The sequence below is a fragment of the Paenibacillus sp. A14 genome (genome assembly GCF_036864815.1).
In the GTDB taxonomy this organism is placed as follows: domain Bacteria; phylum Bacillota; class Bacilli; order Paenibacillales; family Paenibacillaceae; genus Fontibacillus; species Fontibacillus sanfengchensis.
This window is the reverse complement of the sequence record NZ_JBAGJD010000006.1, coordinates 86,157-105,772: the sequence shown is the minus strand read 5'-3', so window position 1 is coordinate 105,772 and position 19,616 is coordinate 86,157. Positions and strand designations below refer to the sequence as shown.

The following is a 19,616-nucleotide window of genomic DNA, read 5'->3' as shown; positions in this document are numbered from 1 at the left end:
CCCCATAGGGCTCAATCGGGGCAAAGCCATGCTTCTCATAGAAGCGCACCGCTTCGATCTGATCGGCCCCGGTTTCCAGCTTCATGGATGCAAACGACTCGGCGCGGGCCCGCCGCTCCAATTCGCCCAGAATCAGACCGGCAATGCCTTGATTCCGATAGGCTTCGTCGACAAAAAAGCGTTTGATTTCCACGCTCGATTCGTCCACTTTTTTAATCGCTCCGCAGCCTACCGGCTTCCCTTGAATATAGGCGACGATAAACTGTATTTCATTGACGTAAGGATCGTTGAAATCGACCGTAAACACTTCCTCCGGCGGATAGAGCATGAACAAATACTCGTCCAATCGGGCAATAAGCGCTTTTAGGTCTGCATGATGAGGCGGAACCTGGATGAGTTCCACTTGCTGCATAATCATTCACCTCTCCGGAATTCAAAATCTTCATAGATGTTTCAGACGCCAAGTGACCGCCCTCACAAGCGGGATTCATAAATTAGTTAAAATTTAATTATACACCGTTTATCCTTGATCATGAGAGTGAGGAAACCCGTATATGAAACCCAAATATATTCCGAAACAGCACGGCGCCTGGGCTATGCTGATTATACCATTTTTGCTCGGCATGTTCGCCTCAGGACCGGGATGGCTTCACGGCTTGTTGTTTATAGGTTGGCTGCTTGTGTACCTGTTCACCTTCCCGCTCCTGCAATGGATTCGTACGGGGAAAACCCGGCTTTACGGCAAACCGATGCTTCTCTTCGGCGGCTTACTCATCCCGGTAGCTGTGGCACTAATCATGCTGTATCCGACGCTGTTGTTCTGGATCCCCTGTTTTCTCCCCTTGTTTCTGGTCAACGGCTATTTTGCCCGGCGCAACCGGGAACGGGCGTTTCTGAACGATCTCGCGGCGGTGGTGCAGTTCAGCCTGATTCTGTTCATCGCGTACCAAATGGGCGGCGGGAAGGATTGGCGTTTAGCCGGGAGCTTGTTTCTGTTAAATATTCTGTATTTTACAGGAACCATTTTTTATGTCAAAACGATCATCCGCGAGAAAAACAACCCGTTGTTCTACAAGCTTTCCGTAGGTTATCATATCGCTTCCCTAGTGGTCTGCGCGGTCTGGTTCCCCGCCGCCATGCTGATTCCGTTGACCGTCCTGCTGATGCGGGCCGTATGGCTGCCGAAAACAAAAATTACCGTGAAGCGGAGCGGCATGCTGGAAATCGCCTTTTCGCTTCTGTTCACTGTCTGCACCTTGGTCATTCTGTAACTGATGGTCAATAAAAAGGTTCCTAAACGCGTACCCGCGATTTTAGGAACCTTTTTTGCAAACGACAAAACCACTACCCGCCGATATAAGACATCCCGATTTTTTTCCGGTTTCTCGCGGTAAATTCCGTCCGCTCATCGGAATAGCGGTCGGTACGCTTTTCCCATACCGCCCGTACGGCTGCCGCCAGCTCTTCGTCGCTAGCGCCCTCGCGCAGGAGCTTTCTCAGATCAAAGCCTTCGGACGCGAATAAGCAAGTGAACAGCTTGCCTTCCGACGATAATCTGGCTCTGGTGCAGGACGAGCAGAACGATTCGGAAACCGAGGTGATGAAACCGAGCTTCGCCGTACTCCCGTTATATCGGTAATACTTGGCCACTTCACCGAAATAGGATGGCTCCACGGGTTCAAGCTCGTAAGCCTCGCCCAGCAGCCGAAGCATTTCCGCTTTCGGTGTTACCTTCTCAAAACTCCAACCGTTGTCATTACCGACATCCATATATTCGATCAGGCGCAGCGTGATGTTGCGATCTTTAAAATACTCGGCCATCGGGATGATTTCCCCGTCGTTCATCCCTTTCTGAACGACCATGTTTACCTTGATCTCGTAGCCTAACTTGCCGGCGAAATCAATATTCTCAAGAATCCGTTCGGGACGAATGCCTCTTCCGTTCATCGTGCCGAAGATACCCGGGTCCAGCGCGTCCAGGCTGATATTCAACCGCCGCAGCCCCGCTTCGTACAGCTCCTCGCCATATTGATGAAGGAGCAGGCCGTTGGTCGTCATCGCGATATCCTCGACGCCGCCGATGCCGCTAAGCTGCCTGATCAGCCCGCCAAGGCCGCGGCGGAGCAAAGGTTCCCCGCCGGTCAAGCGGATCTTTTTGACCCCGAAGGTCACGAATAGTCTCACCAGCCGTTCGATTTCCTCAAACGAGAGCAGCTCGCTCTTCGGCAGAAACGGGTAATCATCCCCATATTTCTCGATGGGCATACAGTAGGTACAGCGGAAATTGCAGCGATCCGTCACGGAAATCCGCAAGTCGCGCAGGGGTCTATGAAGTTGATCTTGCAACGGGGTTTCCATGATCCGCCATCCTCCAATCAGCCGCTCTTCCTCCGGCTTTCCACAAGTTCCGAAAAAGTTCCCACATAACGGATATCTTCACCGGTCTCATCTTTTATAGCACTTATGTTCAACCATTGTAAATAGACTTCGCCGTTTTTCCGGCGATTCCAGATTTCACCCTGCCACATGCCGGTTTGCTTGATGCTCTTCCACATCTTTTGATAAAAATCCGCCGGCTGCCGATCCGTTCTGAGGATATTCGGCTTCTTCCCGATCGCTTCCTCTTCCTCAAAACCCGTCAGTTCGGTAAATGCCGGATTGACCGCGGTGATAATGCCCTTCGCATCGGTGACCAAAATCCCTTGATGGGTCTTTTTGAACACTTCCGAGGATAGACTCAACTTGTTTTGATATACCATCCAAATAACCAGAATCAGACTCGCCAACGCAATTTGGGACAACAGCATAAATCCGATGGAATATTGACCGGTCATGGAATGAATCGCCGACAACAGCAGCGGCGGGAAAAATCCGCCAAGCCCCCCCATCATCGAAACAATCCCGTTGACAATCCCGGCCTGTTTGTTGAAATATTGCGGAACGAGTTTAAAAATAACGCCGTTCCCGATGCCCGCGCTGACCGCAATGGCCAGAGAGCCGAACGTATAAAGCGCGATGGTCGGCGAGAAGGCCAGGATGATCGCGGCCCCCGTAAAGGCGGCGAATACGCCGATCAGCAAATAGAGCGCGTTGAAACGGTCCGCCAGCCATCCGCCGACGGGACGCATAAATGTGGCGAGCGCGATAAAACCGGCGGTGCGCATACCTGCGTCCACTTTGGCCAGATCAAAATTCGTCACCAGGAAGTTCGGCAAATAAACCGTAAAGGCCACGAAAGATCCGAAGGTGATAAAATACAGCAAGGAGAAGAGCCAGAGCTTTTCGTTCTTGTAAACGCCTTTGATTTGCACGGCCAGCGACGTTTTTACTTTCGGTTCCTTCCGGTCGCCGAGCAGAAAGTTCAGCGCCGCAAAGACGAGCAGCAGCACCAGATAAAATTTAACGGTCATCGACCAGCCGAAGCGGTCGGCGACCAGCGGTGCGGCGAACGTGCTGACCGCGGTTCCCATGTTGCCCAACCCGTATATCCCGTTGACCAGCCCGTGCCGTTCTTTCGGGTAATATTTGGGCAGAGAGGTCACCCCTACCGAGAAGACGGAGCCGCCGATCCCAAGGAACAGCCCCCCAATAATCAGCGCCGAATAGGAGGACGCCTCGCTGATGAAATACACCGGAACCAGCAGCAGAATAAAGCTGATCAAGAAGACGATCCGGGCCCCGAAAATGTTGGTGTAATACCCGACCGGAATGCGCAGAACGGACCCCAAAACAACAGGGATCGCCGTAATGATCGCGACTTTCTCCGCCGGAATCGCAATATCCTCCCTCATATAAGGAAGCAGCGAAGAAATAATGACCCAGACCGCAAAACCTACAATCAGATTTAAGGTTTGCAGCGGCAATTGAGCTTTTTTAATCATACCGTATCACCTTTCCCATGAACTAAAATGAAGCCGAATGAATTTCCCCTGCACGTATTGTAGCGCAGAAAAAACGGCCCCCTTAATAGGGAAATCCCCTAATCGGCACGGTAAAAGCCCTATGCGCAAGGTTTTGACACACAAAAGCCCAAAATCATCAAGGGATGATCTTGGGCTTGTATAAGGGAAAGGACTAGTCGACAATTAGCGTATGAAGTTCCTCGTACAATTTATTCCGGTCGGGCTTCGACAAAGTCTGGGCTGCCAAGGAAAAAAGCACGGTTTCTTCTTTGACAAAATGAATCGTTAAGATTTCAAAGGCTTCACAAGCATCCCGAGAGATCGCACTCATTTCCAGAGGCGTATAATCTCCTTCCGAATGATGCAAAAAATGATCGATGTAAGCGAACACTTCCTCGTGCTCTTGCTCAATAGACATAATGGGACCTTGTTCATAACCGATATATTGGCCCAACAGCGGAAAGAAAATGGCCTCTTCCTTCTCCATATGTTTCTTTAAAGGAATTTTGAACTCCGACAGGAGCATGCGCAGCCGGGCCATCTCTTCTTTTGCCTGCGCAGAAGTATATACACAGTTTTGCAGATTCCGGGCGATGCTATGCCACTGTTCCATAAGATATGACAAATAGCGGTGTTCGTTTTCAAGAACCCGCATGGCGGGCAATTCACTCAACAAAGTCGATTGGGTCATGGGTGCCTACCTCTTTCGTCAAAAATCAAGCAATTTCTTCTTCAAAGCGTATTCCACCAGTTCCGGCCTTGTTTTTAGGTTCAATTTGTCCATTAGTTTGGCTTTGTGGGCTTCAACGGTTTTCACGGAAATATGGAGCATTTCCGCAATTTCCTTGTTGCCGTAACCCTTGGCCACCAAAGGGAGGATCTCGATTTCCCGCGTGGACAGCACCTGGTAGGGATTACTCTCATCCACGCCGTGATCCTTGTTAATGAATTCCCGAACCAGCGAGGTGGCGAGCTTGGGATGGATATACGTTCCGCCTTGGTGCACCATCCGGATCGCCGTGACGAGCTGCTCATCCGGCGAGTTCTTGAGCACATACCCCCTGGCTCCGTTCTTGAGCACATGAAACAAATACTCCTCATCATCGTACATGGTCAGGATGAGGATTTTCGTATCCGGAAAGTCTTCGTTGATTTTGCCGGTTGCGATCAAGCCGCTCTCACCGGGGGGCATGCTGAGGTCCATCAGCAGGATATCCGGCCGGTGCTTGGCGACCATCTGATAGGCCTCAATTCCATCCGCCGCCGTAGCGACAACTTCCATGTCTTCCTGGAAATTGATGATCATTTCAAACCCGCTTCTGACAACTGCGTGGTCATCCGCGATGACAATTCTCATTCCTCATCCCCCCGTCGATAGCTTTCACCGGAACCTCCGGACGGCTGGTCCGAAGTGGCCTTTCCCATAGGAATCCGCAAATGCACGGCGGTGCCTTTACCGGGCTCGGAAGTGATCGTTAATTCCCCATTCACCAGCTCGGTCCGCTCTTTCATCCCGTACAGGCCGAGCCCGGTCCCCTTCGGATCCCGGGAATTCACGTCAAACCCGCTGCCTTCGTCCCTAACGATCAATTCGAGGCTGTCCTCGCGCTCAAAGAGCCGTACGGCGATCTCGTCCACATCCGCATATTTCAGCGCGTTCAGTACGGATTCCTGGCAGATGCGGTAAACGACCGTTTCAATTTCGCTGTTAAACCGGGTTCCGTTCAATTCCGCCGTAAAACGGACCAGAACGCCGTAATTTTTCTCGATCCATTTGAAATGGGAGCGGAATGCCGCCTCCAGCCCCAAATCGTCCAGGGACGCGGGTCGGAGCTCGACGGATAGGTTGCGGATTTGATCCAGCAGACGGGTCAAGGAAGCCTCCGTTTGTTGGATCTTTTGCAAGGCTTCGTCCTGCACGTTCAAGTATTTGAGAACCCGAAGATCCACCAGGGAACTGATCAGTTCTTGAGCTACGCTGTCGTGAAGTTCGCGGGAAATCCGCTTACGCTCATCCTCCTGGGCTTTGATGATGCTCTTCGTCATCGTATTCCGGTTCAGACTGGCTTGCGTCATCAGCGGGTTGGTCAAATCCCGGAGCATCAGCACCCGGACCCCCGTGTCCTCGTCGATAGGGAAAAAGCTGGCCGAGAACGGGAGCAGCCCCCGCTCCTTCGTTTCCAAAAAAACCTGAAAAGATGTAAAGTCATTCGACGGACTGGACAAGTAGCAGTTGAGGCAGGACATCAGCTCCTCCTCGCTCGTATAACCGCGGCAGGAAAAACAGAAGTCGTTGTTGCCGCCAGAGGACAGCCGGTTCATCATTCGGGGATTAAACATGCGCTCGGCGGCCGGGTTCATGGCAAAAATACGGTTCCCGGCATCGAAGAACAGCACGGCTTCCGGGCTGTTTCGGTACATGTTTCCTAAAAGTTCGGATGGTATTTCCGCGATCTGCCGATTCATAGTACGGACATCTCCTTGACTTCAAAATCACCGAACCGGCCCTGAAGCTGTGCATTTAACAGCTCCAATCCTTCTCTCGTAAACCGTCCGCTCTCCCGGTAACCCGCAAGCAGAACGCCTTCCACCCGCTCAAACCGGTATAAGGGGATTGCGGCAAGGCTGCTCAGCCGCTCGGAAATCAGAATCGGATAATTGAACAAATCCCCCGGATTCAGCTCATCCGCAACATTCTCCACCAACATCGGCTTCCCCGTTTTAAACACAATTCCGGCGATACCTTTGCCTGACTGAAGCACAATCCGTTTATACCGGTTATTCAAATTACCGGAGGCAAACTGCCAAGTAATGACAAAACCGTCCGCCTCGGACTCGGCAAAAGCAAGCGAAACGAAATCATAGCCCATCTTCCCTCTCAATTGATCGATGATCGTTTGGTATTGACCGGAGGTTTGGCGCATATCTCTATCTCCTAACATTATTCCTGAACAAGTTAGCGGCGTACGCTCTGCTGACGATGTTTCCTATAAAGGATATAGCTTCTGCGGACATAATTCAAGGGTACGCTCCAAACATGAACCAGCCGGCTGAACGGCCAGAACGCGAAAATCAGGAAGCCGGCCACCACATGCATTTTGAACGAAAGCGGAACCTCGCTCATGAGCGCGGCGTCCGGTTGAAACAGGAACAGATTGCGGAACCAGACGGAGATTGTCTCCCGGTAATCAAACTCCGGCTGCACATTCGTGGTCACCAAAGTGGAGAACACCCCCATAAAAACGATGAACAGCAGCATGACGTTGACAATCAGATCCGAGGTGGTACTTAGTTGACGGATTGTACGTTTGGTTAGCCGTCGGGCGGTCAAGAGCAGCATCCCCACCAAAGTGATTACTCCAAATAATCCGCCGACATAAACCGCTCCGATATGATACAAATGTTCGTTAACGCCCAGCGACTCCATCCATTCTTTGGGAATCCCCAGACCGGCGATATGCCCCATAATGACGGGGAGGATACCGATGTGAAATAAAAGGCTGCCGACCATCAGCTGCTTTTTCTCGATAAACTCGCTCGATTTGGCCGTCCAGTTAAACTGATCATAACGGTACCTGAAAATATGACCCACCACAAAAACCGCGACGCTTAGATACGGAAAGATGACCCAGATAAAGTGATCGAGCCAATTCATGATTCCAGCGCCTCCTTCCGTAAACAGCATTTGAACGTTTCCCTTAACGCTTTGACCAGGTAAAAATAGGGGCTTTCGCTTTTCTCCAGCGCGTTCATCAGGGAATACGTGCCGTCTTCCAGGACGCTGAGCAGCGTATTGACGCCGAGTTCGGCTTTCTCGTGGCCCCCCCATTCTGCGGCATAGAGGAATTCGCACATCAAGGGCAAATAATCGGGAAGCTCACTATCCGCGATTTCCAGACCGAACATCTCATAGATCGCCTTCAGCGCGGTCATCATATTCCCCCGTTCGCGGGAGTCTTCATACTTATAAAAAGTCATATAGAGCGTCGTCGTTTTTTGAAAATCGAACGTTTGTACGTACCTCTCTTCGATTTCCTCCATACTGAGCTGCTCCATTTTCTCACGGTATGTCTTCAGCAATTGAGCGATGGCTGGGGGAACGTCCCCATCCATCGTCAGATTTTGCATACTTTGTTTCTCGGGATAAGCCAACTGCCGGGCAAAATAGCCGAAGGCTTCTTTATAGTCGTTTAACTTGACCAGATCAATCACGCCAGATCCCCCCGTAGAAGTTCTCCTCATACAGCTCCTTGCCGCTCTTGGCTTCCGCCCGTGGCGATGCCGGTCCGCATCCGTCGCAGTTCATGCCGCCGAACCCCTCCATCCCTTGAGCACGGTAAGGATCCATATATCCTTCTTTATGCGATGTCGGAATAACGAAACGGTCTTCGTACTTGGCGATGGCAAGCAGCCGGTACATCTCCTCGATTTGCCGGGCGGTCAAGCCGACGCGGGCCAACCGGCTCTCTTCCAAAGGCTGTTTCGAGAATTCCGCCCGTTTATAGGAACGCATCATCGCCATCCGCTGCAATGCTTCCTTGACAGCTTGGGTATCCCCGGCCGTAAGCATGTTGGCCAAGTACTGAATCGGCGTTCTCATTTCCTCGATCGCCGGGAAAATCATGTCCGGGTTCTGGATCGAATCTTTGCCTTCAAAATGGCTCATGATCGGGCTAAGCGGCGGTACGTACCACACCATCGGCAAGGTACGGTATTCCGGGTGCAGCGGGAACGCCAGCTTGTATTCAATCGCCAATTTGTAAACCGGCGAGTTTTGCGCCGCTTCGATCCACTCCTCGGCGAGCCCGTCTTTCCGGGCCTGCTCGATCACTTTCGGATCGTGCGGGTCCAGGAACAAATCGCACTGCGCCCGGTACAGATCCTTCTCGTCCGGCATGGACGCCGCATCCTGTACACGGTCGGCGTCATACAGCAGGACGCCGAGGTAGCGGATGCGCCCGGTGCAAGTTTCCGAGCATACCGTTGGCAATCCGGCTTCGATCCGCGGGAAGCAGAAGGTGCATTTTTCCGCCTTGTTGGTCTTCCAGTTGAAATATACTTTTTTGTACGGACATCCCGTCATGCAGTAGCGCCAGCCCCGGCAGGCTTCCTGGTCCACAAGCACGATGCCGTCCTCATCCCGTTTGTACATGGCGCCCGACGGGCACGAAGCCACACAGCTCGGGTTCAGGCAGTGCTCGCAAAGGCGAGGCAGATACATCATGAATGATTGTTCAAAATTGAATTTGATCTCTTCTTCGATCTTTTCAATATTAGGATCCTTCGGTCCGGTAATATGGCCGCCGGCAAGATCATCCTCCCAGTTGGGCCCCCAGTCGAGCTCCATCGTCTCCCCGCTCACCGCGGATTTCGGGCGGGCTACTGGCTGATGCTTCTTCTCGCCGGAGTTCGTCAATTTGGCATAGTCATAGGTCCAGGGCTCGTAATAATCCTTCATTTCCGGCATGTCGGGATTGTAAAAGATTTTCCCCAGCGCGATTTTGGACAATTTGCTGCCGGATTTCAGCTCCAGCTTGCCTTTGCGCAGGGTCCATCCACCCTTGTAATGTTCCTGGTCTTCCCAACGCTTCGGATAGCCGATGCCCGGCTTGGTCTCTACGTTGTTGAACCACATGTATTCCGCACCTTCCCGATTCGTCCAGGTGCTTTTGCAGGTGACGCTGCAGGTATGGCAGCCGATACATTTGTCCAGGTTCATTACCATGGCGATTTGCGCTTTAATCTTCAAGCCAGTCGACCTCCTTCATTTTGCGAACGGCTACGTATACGTCCCGCTGGTTACCGATCGGTCCGTAGTAGTTGAAGCCGTAACTGAGCTGCGCGTAGCCGCCGACCAGCTGTGTCGGCTTGAGATGAATCCGCGTCGGCGCATTGTGGCTGCCGCCCCGCTCTTTGGTGATGGAAGAGCCCGGAACGTTAATATGCTTATCCTGGGCATGATACATGAACATCGTGCCTTTCGGCATTCTGTGGCTCACCACGGCTCTGGCCGTCACGACGCCGTTGCGGTTGTATACTTCCAGCCAATCGTTATCGTTGATCTGATGCGCTTCCGCGTCCTCCCGGCTGATCCAGACGGTCGGTCCGCCGCGGAACAAGGTCAACATGTGCTGGTTATCCTGATAGGTACTGTGAATGTTCCATTTGCCGTGCGGCGTCAAATATCTCAGCACCAGCGTATCCTTGCCGCCGGTTACCTGTTGGTCGCGAGGGCCGAACACCATCGGCGGCAGCGTCGGTTTATAAACCGGCAGCGATTCGCCATACTGCATAAAGATCTCGTGGTCCAGATAAAAATGCTGGCGTCCCGTCAGCGTGCGGAACGGTACCAGACGCTCGATATTTGTCGTGAACGGCGAGTAACGTTTGCCCGATTTGTTGGAGCCGCTGAACACCGGCGTCGGAATGACTTCCCGCGGCTGCGCGGTGATGCTGGCGAACGTGATTTTCTCGGCCGCCCGGTCCGCGGAAATATCTTTGAGTTCCACGCCCGTATCCTGCTCGGCGGCCTCCCAGGCCCGCTGCGAGACCCGGCCGTTCGTCGCGGACGAAATATGCAGTACCGCGTTCGCTGCGTGCCGGGCCGTGTGCAGCTTCGGCCGGCCGTTTTTGATCGTATCGTCAAAATACGCGCCATTGATCTTCTTCAATTCCTCATACTCTTCCTTCACGGAGAAGGAAACGCCATGCGCTCCGACTTTGCCGTTCTCCAGGTTCGGTCCGAGGGTGACGTATTTATTGAAGATTTGCGTATAATCGCGCTCAACCACCGTGAAGCCGGGCATCGTTTTGCCGAGAACCGGTTCGACTTCGCCCTTCTTCCAATCCTTCACCAAGCCGTACGGCTGGGAGATTTCGGCCGCGGAATCATGACCGAGCGGGGAAGAGACGACATCCTTGTAAACCCCCGGCAAATGCGTCTCGGCCATCTCCGAGAACGTATAGGCCAACGACCGGTAAATGTCCCAGTCGGATCTCGATTCCCACAGCGGGTCGATAGCCGGGTTGAACGGATGTACGAACGGATGCATATCCGTGGACGAAATATCGACCTTCTCGTACCAGGTGGCCGCCGGGAGTACGACGTCCGCGTACATCGGGGTCGCGGTCATCCGGAAGTCGAGAGCGACGAGCAGATCCAGCTTGCCTTCCACTTCGTCCCGCCAGACGATTTCCTGCGGTTTCTCCTCCTCGTTCGGCGTGGACAACAGCCCGTTGCTCGTGCCGAGCAGATGCTTCATGAAGAACTCCTGCCCTTTCGCGGAACTGGAGATCAGGTTCGAGCGCCATACGAACAGGGTCCGCGGGAAGTTCTCCGGCGCATCCGGATCCTCGACGGCGAACTTCGTTTCGCCGGAGACGACCTGCTCGTAGGCATGCCGGATAATGTCGGCGTTGTCCGTGAGCCCTTTGGCCGCGGCCTCTTCCGCAAAGGCCAGGCTGCTCTTGTTGAACTGCGGATAAGACGGCAGCCAGCCGAGCCTTGCGGCCAGTACGTTGTAATCCGCAGGATGCGTGTAATCGATCGGCCCGCCGGTCGGTGATTTCAGCGACGCATTGCTCATCTCTTCGTATTTCCACTGATCCGTGGCGAAATAGAAGAACGATGTCGCGTTCTGCAGCCGCGGCGGCGCCTGCCAGTCCCGGGCGAACGCGATCGAGGACCAGCCTTCGATCGGGCGGCATTTCTCCTGGCCGACATAATGGGCCCAGCCGCCCCCGTTGACCCCTTGGGACGCGGTCAAAATGACCAGGTTCAAAATCGACCGGTAAATCGTGTCGCTATTGAACCAGTGGTTGATGCCGGCGCCCATGATGATCATCGATCTGCCGCCGGTGTCCACGGCGTTCTGGGCGAACTCGCGGGCGATTTGCACCACCAGCGAAGCCTTCACGCCCGTCACATTCTCCTGCCAGGCGGGTGTGTAATGGGAAGCGGCATCGTCATATCCAGCCGCAGCCAGTTTGCTGCCGGTCCGCTGCACGCCATATTGGCTGAGCATCAGGTCGTATACCGTGGCAACCAGACGGGTGGAGCCATCGGCGAGAGTCACTTTTTTCACCGGAATCGTCCGGTTAAACGTCCCGTTGCCGGCGTGATCAAAGAACGGGAAGACGATTTCCGTCCATTCCGCCCCATGCGGCTCCACGGACAAGGCCGGTTCGATCTTCGTGCCGTCCTCGCGCTCCAGGATCAGATTCCATTTCACTTCTTTTTCCCAGCGTTGGCCCATCGTTCCGTTCGGCACCAGAATCTCGTTAGCCGCTTCGTCCAGGATGACGGGCTTCCACTCCGCATGCTCCGAGGTATCGCCAAGATCGCTCGCCCGCAGGAAGCGTCCCGCTTTATGTTTGTCTTCGTGCGGCTCCAACATAATCAGGAACGGCATATCGGTGTACTGCTTAGCATAGTTCAGGAACATCGGTTCCTGGCGCTTCACGTAGAATTCGTCCAGGATGACATGCGTCATCGCTTGCGCCAACGCGGCATCCGTCCCCGGATGCGGAGCGAGCCAGTTGTCGGCGAATTTCACGTTCTCCGCATGGTCCGGCGCGACGGACACGACCTTCGTCCCTTTATAACGTACTTCCGTCATGAAGTGCGCATCCGGCGTCCGCGTTAAGGGGACATTCGAGCCCCACATCATCAGGTAGCCGGAGTTGTACCAATCCGACGATTCCGGCACATCGGTTTGCTCGCCCCAAATTTGCGGAGAGGCCGGCGGCAGGTCCGCATACCAGTCATAGAAGCTAAGCATTTCACCGCCCAGCAAAGAAATGAACCGCGCCCCCGAAGCATAGCTGATCATCGACATGGCCGGAATTGGGGTAAAGCCGGCGATGCGGTCGGGACCGTATTTTTTGATGGTATAAATCAATTGCGCGGAGATCATCTCAGAGGCCAAATCCCAGGTTACGCGGACATGGCCGCCCTTTCCGCGGGCTTGTTTGTATGATTTCGATGTTTCCGGATTTTCCACGATGCTGGCCCAGGCTTTCACCGGGTCCTGATGCTTGGCTAAAGCTTCCGTCCACAAACGCAGCAGACGGCCGCGCATATAAGGGTATTTCACGCGGAGCGGGCTGTACTCGTACCAGGAGAACGAAGCGCCGCGCGGGCATCCGCGGGGTTCAAATTCCGGCATATCGGGACCGCAGGACGGATAGTCGATCTGTTGGTTTTCCCACGTGATGATCCCGTTCTTCACAAAGACCTTCCAGCTGCAGGATCCGGTACAGTTCACGCCGTGCGTGGTACGAACGACTTTGTCATGCGACCAGCGGCCGCGGTACATGTTCTCCCATTCCCGGCTTTTTTCCTCAAGAATCGACCAGTTTCCCGAATAGCTTTCCGTCGGTTTAAAAAATCTCAAGCCTGTTCTTCTCTTCATGTGAAGTGATCACTCCTTCGTCCAGAATGAATCATTTGGAGGGGAATCCATCAGCGTTCATTCTTCTAATCCCATTATGAAAGGGCTGCGCTTTACTTCACATAAGGGAAATCCCTGATGATCCGGGTAAAAACCCTGTTCACAAAAACGACGCAAAAAAACCTCGAAAAGAGTGATCTTTGTCGAGGCTTTTTGACCTGTTGTGTATAGGGAATTTACCGGGTCCGTTTGAAGTCGCGCGCCCCTCCGCCGGATTTCTAACGGACGCAATAGCTGCTATTTCGCGCTTCAAGGCCGATTTGGAAACCTAACGGACGCAGCAGCCGCTATTTGGTTAAAAATCGGTCTTTTGGGTGGGAATGAACGCAAATAGCGGCTATCACTTCCGTTAAAATATCGAAACGGTGATCTATCGCCAAATAGCGGCTATTAGTTCCGTTAGAGTCCGAACGTGTATAAACTCTACAATCAGCGGCTTGTCTCACGAACAATAAGTGCACCAAAACACCCGCCCCGCGGGCGCTGCTAAATCGGATGGGCTCAAACGAATGAATCCATATGAAACATCATGGGGCGCTCCCCTTTTATATTGGACCCAAGGCATGAACTATCGCTTCCGGAATTTTGGAGTCTTTGTTCAACCTCATCGTATTAAAATAGACGCTTCTCAAAAGATTCCGGACATTTCCTCGAACGATGCTATCTTCGGGATACTTTCCGATCGTCTTGAACTTCGTTGCTTTTTGCACCCAGGCCACAATCGGATCATCGCCCAACAGATTTCTTTGGATGATCGTATTTATGACTTCCGCCATCCTTTCATCTTCACCATCCACATAGTAGTGCGTATTTACCTGAGCCTTTTCAAGAATCAGATCCATGATCGCCAGATGATCGTCTTTCGTTATGCCTTGACACTTTACAAGGGTTTCAAAAGCATCGGAAGTATGAGCGACCGCATGTGCCCAACCTTTATGCTCAACGTATCCTCTCAAATCGCTTTCCCCTCTAAAATAGCGGCACATCTGATTAAAGACATGGCGAATATCTTCTTCCGTTAAAAATGGCCGGGAAAAATTGCACTCCAGAATAAGAGGAGAAATCAGTACAGAAAAGGAGCGGGTAAACACCGTGTCCTCGCACGAACTACCCAATCCGCGGAACAAGTGGTTGTCGTCGAGACTTGTATACAGCATATTTCTCTTAGTTTCCGGACTTAATGCATTCCTTTGAATCCATTGATAAAAAGTAAAATAAATAAGATCGTCCCGTAGCTCGGAATCGATGGAGCCGATTTCACACAGCATCTCCTGTACCAACAGCTCTGCGTCTACTCCCTCGGGGATTTTATAATCACGCTCTCTAATATCTTTCAGTAGTTGCTTTAAATCCATCTCATCCTCCTATACCATCGGCAAAAGACCGCCCGGCAGCCGCTTATCCCGGGTCCAAGCCTCCACCGTTTCATTGAAGAGCGTGGGTTTCTAGCGGCGCCCCCTGTTATCCAACTTCTCTGTAAAACAACCCTATTCCGAACACCCCTTGGATTTGGGGTAAGTACGGTATAAACCATAGCCAAGCAGGAAGCCGACTGTGTTCAATATAAAATCATCGATATCCCAGCTTCCCCTTCTGGTCAGCAACTGCAAGGATTCGAGAACGAAGATGCCACCCAAAAATACAATCCATGATTTGAGCAGTTTCCCGCCTTTCAGGAGGAGGGGAAGCAGCAAGCCGTAGGGTACAAAAACCCCGATATTTCCAACCAAGTTTATCATCCAGATTTTAGGAGTAGAATCATCTGTATGTAGAAGGGCTGAGTTCATTATTCTGTCGTTCATTGTATTCTGTCGTTCATTGTATAAAGAAAAATTAATTAACTGAAAGCAGAGTCGGACCCAATTTATCCATATTTGATAACTCATTCTCAGTAATACTGCTAACGGTTGTTATACTATTATCATTTAAAGTATATCTATATAATTTTAAAGCAGGATTATCTGGGAAGTCGGATATATAATCAAAACATTTTCCATCTTTATACCACATAATACGATAAACCCCTAAATAATCTTCTCGTATTGGAGGATAAGAAAATGTATTTTTTTCGACATCATAAATAGCCAATTTACTTGTAGAGGTATCTCCATATCTAAAAGCAATTTTCTTTCCATCTGGCGACCAATTATTCGCACTGATACTTTCAACTGTTCCTTTGTTATTAGACTTCAACAAATCATTTAATATAAAATATTTTCCACTAGAAAGGTTAAGAAGCATCAACTTATTACCATAGCCATACTTTAGAGCAACAGCAACATACTGCTTTGTTGAAGATAAAGATAACGAAAAAATATCATCAGGTTTTGGATCTATTTTGATCTTGAAATTTTTATCCTTATTAATAAAATTTAACGTACTGATACTGTCCTTTTTCTTATTTGCTATAAATGTAACCTTATTTTCTTTCCAAGTAATTTTATTAGAGGTAACTTTTTTTACCGCCTCTTTGTCTGGTGAATAATAAAGTGATAAATCTACCTTTGTTTCATTTTGATTCGTTTTTGGCTTTGTATTAATCGTCTCATTAGGAATAGGTTGGATAACATCTTTATAGGATTTCGCCTTTGCAGTGAGATCCTTTTGTTGACCTTTGTCATCTTTGTATATAGCTTTGATATTCCCATTATCATCATTAAACATCACCCCGTTAACGGATATACGATTAGCAGCGTCAGCAATCGCCCAGGATTGAAAAGTAAGTACGAAGAAAAATACAAAAACAATAACCTTTTTCAAGACAAATCACTCCATTTTCAATAAATGAATTTTTCGCTTCACAATGCGAATTACTGGCGGTGGCCGTCAGGCTTCAAATTAAACAAATACTCGAATTGGGGAACTCTCCCGAATCCGAGCAGCATCCAGTAGCTGATAAGCAACGTGTAGCCCAATAGGACAAGGAGACCGATTTTTCTCATGGGGCGCTTGGTCTGTACCTATTGTATTGCGCAAGTTCTTCTCGTTTTACGTCCGCAACCTCTTCAACCGTTCCGCCACTTACGGAATAGCGATGCAATTTAAATTGGTCCGAAGGCTGTTCACTGATGACGTCGATCACTTCACCGTCAGTACTCCACAAAATATAAGCTGTCGTAATATAAGGGGCATCTTTCGCCAAATTCAGTGCGGTTTCTTTTTCAAAATCGTATGCCGCAATGCTGCTGGAACTTGTATCGCCGTAGGCGTAGGCCAAAATGCTTCCATCCGGCGACCAGTTGTAGGCGTGGATCGTTTCAACACCCTCTTTTTTACCGGAGGCTAGTTGGTTGAGATGGACTTGGCTTCCGTTCTCCAGATTGATGACGAGGACCTCATGGCCAACATTGTTCTGAAAGAGATCTACCGCCAAAAACTTACCGTTTGCGGATAAAGCCATGGCTTCGACCGAGCTTGGTTCACGCTCCGGCTTAAGCGAATAAGTCTTTCGGTTAGCTTCCACGTTCAGTTCCTTGACTTCATCCGGAGTGTTTTCGATGACCAATTTGACAGTACCCGCTGTCCAAACGACCTTGCCCTCCTGCGTCTCCTGCTGGATTTTCAAATCGGGTGCATCATATTCCGCAGCATTCTCTCCGACCTTTTCCGGGACGGCGTCGCTTTTCTCGGCCTGATTGTTCTCTGGCTCTGGAGACAGCGGTTTTTCCTGCTGCTGGCCGACCGCATCTTCTGTTCCGGGGGCGCCCGCTTGCCCTTCATGACCTCCGCATCCGATCAGGGCCAGAAGCAAGAGCGAAGCGCTAAGCAGTCCTACTGCTCGATTCATTGAAGTAAATCCTCCTCTGCGTCAATTCATCATATAAATTACCCAATAGTATTAACGTATTACGAAATGGCTTTGTTCCATTAAAAGTAAAAACTTTTCGGAAACTATTTGATTTCCCCTTCACGAATCACGCCGAACATGCCGGTCATCCCTTGATGGTTTTGGAACCCGTACTTTCTGTAAAATGTTTCTTTACCTTCAGCCGAAAACAGCCCGACAAATGATTTTTCCGGCGCGTTCTTCTCCAAATACCCGGTAATGGCTCCCATAATCAGACGGCCGACCCCCTGGCTTTGATGTTCCGGGATCACCGCGATGTCCTGAATGTAAAAATAAACGCATCCGTCTCCGACAATCCTTCCCATACCGACAATTTCATTCTGGTGTTGGACGACAACACCGAATAACGAGTTCTTTAACGAGCCATCCGCGGCCTCGAAATTCATAACATCGGCCCACCCTACCGCGGAACAAATCGCTTTATACTCCGCTAACGTAGGGGTTCTTCTAATCACCCGGTACTCTTTTTTCATCGTCCATCCCTCACAGACCGGCAATAAATCGCCAATATTACTATTAAATCCCATAATGGTCAGCACCATGTCAGGTTTAATCCAACGCTAGTTATGTAATACCATAATGTGGTTTTGAGTTTTGAAGAAAAACCGCCCTCACGGGCGGTTGCATGTTTCGACATCCATTTGTGGTCGTCATTTCATCTGCTTATACAAGTATAGCATCTCTCAAACGATATAGAGGGTAGTAAACAAGTATAAACTAATATTGACCAGCCAGTTCAGAGAGCGGCGGAATTCAAGACTGTACATGGAGATCTTGCAGCGCGGTAAGCAGCATCAGTGCAAGCCCTTGCCCGTATAACGCAGGGAAAACCGGAACCCTATTGTAATCCTCGACCGAAGCCAGCACGGGGGTTCCTCCCGATACTCCCGACACGCTTCCGTTCGCGCGGATTTGTGCCCGGACACCTGCCGCCCCGTTCAGTGCGCTTTCCCGGTACGAATCGTCCAGCAGTCCTTCCCGAATGCCATGGATCATTCCGCAGGCGATTCCGGCGCTTCCCGATGTTTCGGGAACGTAATCCGGGCGGTCAAGCACGGTCGGCCACAGCCCGTCGTCGCGTTGAACCGCGCGTATGGCGTTCATCATCGCCCGGTAACGGGTTCCAATTTCCCCGGGAACATCGCACAAGCCATGGACCTCGCGGTAAATCAGCGGCGTTCCCAGCGCCACCCAGGCGTTGGCCCGGGTCCACCTCGCGGCCGACATGTGAGAATTTAAAGCGCAGTTATACCCGTGGAAAAGCATGTTTGTTTCGGCATCCTGCAGCAAGCGGTAATGAACCGAAAGCTGCTCGACGGCTTCCTGCGCATATTTTTTATCCTGAAGCAAGCCGGCTAATCTCGCCAGGAACACGACCGCCATAAATACGGTGTCGGCCCATACCTGCTCGCGGAACTCGTCTCCTTCGGTCACTGTATGCTCGAACGCGCCTTCCTTCGTTCGCGGAGCGCTTTCGATAAGCCAATGGCCGACTTCCATGGCCGTACGCCTGTAAGATTCATCGGCGGTGATGCGATATAAGTCCGGGTAGACCGCAAACGGCGCCACTGAATTGATCACCATGCTTTCGCCAAGGAACGGACGCTCATTTTGTCTGGTCCAGGAGAGGATATCGTGCAGAACCTCACGGTGATCCGTCTCCTTAAAATATTCCATCGCCGTAATGATCGCCACGCCGGGATTCCAGTCCCAACGGTGGACATTCATGGCCCAGTCCCGCCATGGGTGGTCCCCCCATTCTTCTTCCGGACTATGCATCATGTAGCGGTATACCGGCTCGATTGAGGTCACCAACCTAACTCCCCCCCTCCCGCCGGTCTTTTCCGACATTTGCGGCGGGATCTTTGATCGAAATTTCTACGACAGGTTCCTCGGCGGAACTCAACTGAATTTCCCGCGGGACCGCATCGACGGCTTTGATCTCCTGCAGAGAAACCTCCGCGTTTCCGCCGGTCAACGTACGGAAGCGGAACTTAGCCAGCGGAAGGTCTTCCGCCGCGTCCGCAGGCAGCGACTTTCTCGTAGCTGCGACCTGGATTCGCCCTGCTTCCGGATCGTTCTTGATCACCCAAGCCTGGAAAGGTTCGGAGATTTCCACGCTGTCCTTGCCGCGTAATTCAAGTAAATCCGGATCGTAGACAAGCTCGAATTGGATACCGAACAACCCCGGAACATCCTGGCTCTTGACGGATATGTCCACGAAGGAGCCCCGCTTCAACACAGCATTCTGGTCTTGCAAAAACAGTTCGATTTGACTTTTCGTCCGTTCTTCGGCCTGAACGGGATTTGCGGCCAAGGCGAAACATGCCGCCAATATCGTTATGCACGCCAGCCCATTCTTCAGTTCCCTCATACGGCTTCCTCCTTGAAAATCCCCCTGCGGCTTCCGCTATT

General features: G+C 51.4%; 19 protein-coding genes and 1 pseudogene. 1 reads left to right on the top strand and 19 read right to left on the bottom strand.

Annotated elements, in window-relative coordinates; translation table 11 throughout:
* Positions 1-10 precede the first annotated feature (10 nt).
* Positions 11-328, bottom strand: a pseudogene (locus V4U88_RS17020) (GNAT family N-acetyltransferase); the annotation flags it as partial.
* A gap of 226 nt (positions 329-554) precedes the next feature.
* Here V4U88_RS17020 and V4U88_RS17015 point away from each other — a divergent pair.
* Positions 555-1,271, top strand: a complete 717-nt coding sequence (locus V4U88_RS17015) for a YwiC-like family protein (RefSeq protein ID WP_334074449.1) — start codon at positions 555-557, stop codon at positions 1,269-1,271.
* 73 nt (positions 1,272-1,344) lie between these two features.
* On the opposite strand, the gene moaA is transcribed toward V4U88_RS17015, so the two are convergent.
* The 18 genes from moaA to V4U88_RS16925 form a co-directional block, all read right to left on the bottom strand.
* Positions 1,345-2,358, bottom strand: coding sequence for a GTP 3',8-cyclase MoaA (gene moaA, locus V4U88_RS17010; RefSeq protein WP_416367257.1), 1,014 nt, complete (start codon positions 2,356-2,358; stop codon positions 1,345-1,347).
* A 17-nt stretch (positions 2,359-2,375) separates the two neighbouring features.
* Positions 2,376-3,881 (bottom strand): nitrate/nitrite transporter, encoded by a 1,506-nt coding sequence (locus tag V4U88_RS17005; RefSeq protein WP_334074448.1) that lies wholly within the window; start codon positions 3,879-3,881, stop codon positions 2,376-2,378.
* Positions 3,882-4,074: 193 nt separating this feature from the next.
* Positions 4,075-4,593, bottom strand: a complete 519-nt coding sequence (locus tag V4U88_RS17000; protein WP_334074447.1) for a hemerythrin domain-containing protein — start codon at positions 4,591-4,593, stop codon at positions 4,075-4,077.
* A gap of 18 nt (positions 4,594-4,611) precedes the next feature.
* The gene (locus tag V4U88_RS16995; protein ID WP_148457564.1) at positions 4,612-5,259 is read right to left on the bottom strand and encodes a response regulator transcription factor; all 648 of its coding nucleotides are present in this window, start codon (positions 5,257-5,259) and stop codon (positions 4,612-4,614) included.
* Positions 5,256-6,368, bottom strand: coding sequence for a sensor histidine kinase (locus V4U88_RS16990; protein WP_334074446.1), 1,113 nt, complete (start codon positions 6,366-6,368; stop codon positions 5,256-5,258). Before V4U88_RS16990 ends, V4U88_RS16995 begins: the two co-directional genes overlap by 4 nt.
* A complete protein-coding gene (locus tag V4U88_RS16985) occupies positions 6,365-6,826 on the bottom strand; it encodes a GAF domain-containing protein (RefSeq protein ID WP_334074445.1) in 462 nt (153 codons plus the stop codon). The genes V4U88_RS16990 and V4U88_RS16985 overlap by 4 nt, the downstream gene beginning before the upstream one ends.
* Before the next feature lie 32 nt (positions 6,827-6,858).
* Positions 6,859-7,557, bottom strand: a complete 699-nt coding sequence (gene narI / locus V4U88_RS16980) for a respiratory nitrate reductase subunit gamma (protein WP_334074444.1) — start codon at positions 7,555-7,557, stop codon at positions 6,859-6,861.
* Positions 7,554-8,114, bottom strand: a complete 561-nt coding sequence (narJ, locus tag V4U88_RS16975) for a nitrate reductase molybdenum cofactor assembly chaperone (RefSeq protein ID WP_334074443.1) — start codon at positions 8,112-8,114, stop codon at positions 7,554-7,556. The genes narI and narJ overlap by 4 nt, the downstream gene beginning before the upstream one ends.
* The gene (narH, locus tag V4U88_RS16970; RefSeq protein WP_334074442.1) at positions 8,107-9,651 is read right to left on the bottom strand and encodes a nitrate reductase subunit beta; all 1,545 of its coding nucleotides are present in this window, start codon (positions 9,649-9,651) and stop codon (positions 8,107-8,109) included. Before narH ends, narJ begins: the two co-directional genes overlap by 8 nt.
* On the bottom strand, positions 9,641-13,315 hold the full coding sequence (locus tag V4U88_RS16965) for a nitrate reductase subunit alpha (protein WP_334074441.1): 3,675 nt from the start codon (positions 13,313-13,315) through the stop codon (positions 9,641-9,643). The genes narH and V4U88_RS16965 overlap by 11 nt, the downstream gene beginning before the upstream one ends.
* A gap of 584 nt (positions 13,316-13,899) precedes the next feature.
* Positions 13,900-14,709 carry a DUF2785 domain-containing protein gene (locus tag V4U88_RS16960; protein ID WP_334074440.1) on the bottom strand — a complete coding sequence of 270 codons (810 nt, stop codon included), beginning with the start codon at positions 14,707-14,709 and terminating at the stop codon, positions 13,900-13,902.
* Between the two features lie 132 nt (positions 14,710-14,841).
* The gene (locus tag V4U88_RS16955) at positions 14,842-15,240 is read right to left on the bottom strand and encodes a VanZ family protein (protein ID WP_416367256.1); all 399 of its coding nucleotides are present in this window, start codon (positions 15,238-15,240) and stop codon (positions 14,842-14,844) included.
* Positions 15,188-16,114 (bottom strand): hypothetical protein, encoded by a 927-nt coding sequence (locus V4U88_RS16950; protein WP_334074439.1) that lies wholly within the window; start codon positions 16,112-16,114, stop codon positions 15,188-15,190. The genes V4U88_RS16955 and V4U88_RS16950 overlap by 53 nt, the downstream gene beginning before the upstream one ends.
* Before the next feature lie 50 nt (positions 16,115-16,164).
* Positions 16,165-16,296, bottom strand: a complete 132-nt coding sequence (locus tag V4U88_RS16945; protein WP_334074438.1) for a hypothetical protein — start codon at positions 16,294-16,296, stop codon at positions 16,165-16,167.
* Entirely contained in the window at positions 16,293-17,141 is an 849-nt protein-coding gene (locus V4U88_RS16940; RefSeq protein WP_334074437.1) for a hypothetical protein, read from the bottom strand. The genes V4U88_RS16945 and V4U88_RS16940 overlap by 4 nt, the downstream gene beginning before the upstream one ends.
* A 104-nt stretch (positions 17,142-17,245) precedes the next feature.
* Entirely contained in the window at positions 17,246-17,674 is a 429-nt protein-coding gene (locus V4U88_RS16935; RefSeq protein WP_334074436.1) for a GNAT family N-acetyltransferase, read from the bottom strand.
* Between the two features lie 280 nt (positions 17,675-17,954).
* Positions 17,955-19,013: a glycoside hydrolase family 88/105 protein gene (locus tag V4U88_RS16930; protein ID WP_334074657.1), complete on the bottom strand. Its 1,059-nt coding sequence runs from the start codon at positions 19,011-19,013 to the stop codon at positions 17,955-17,957.
* A gap of 4 nt (positions 19,014-19,017) precedes the next feature.
* On the bottom strand, positions 19,018-19,575 hold the full coding sequence (locus tag V4U88_RS16925) for a cohesin domain-containing protein (RefSeq protein ID WP_334074435.1): 558 nt from the start codon (positions 19,573-19,575) through the stop codon (positions 19,018-19,020).
* Between the last annotated feature and the right edge of the window lie 41 nt (positions 19,576-19,616).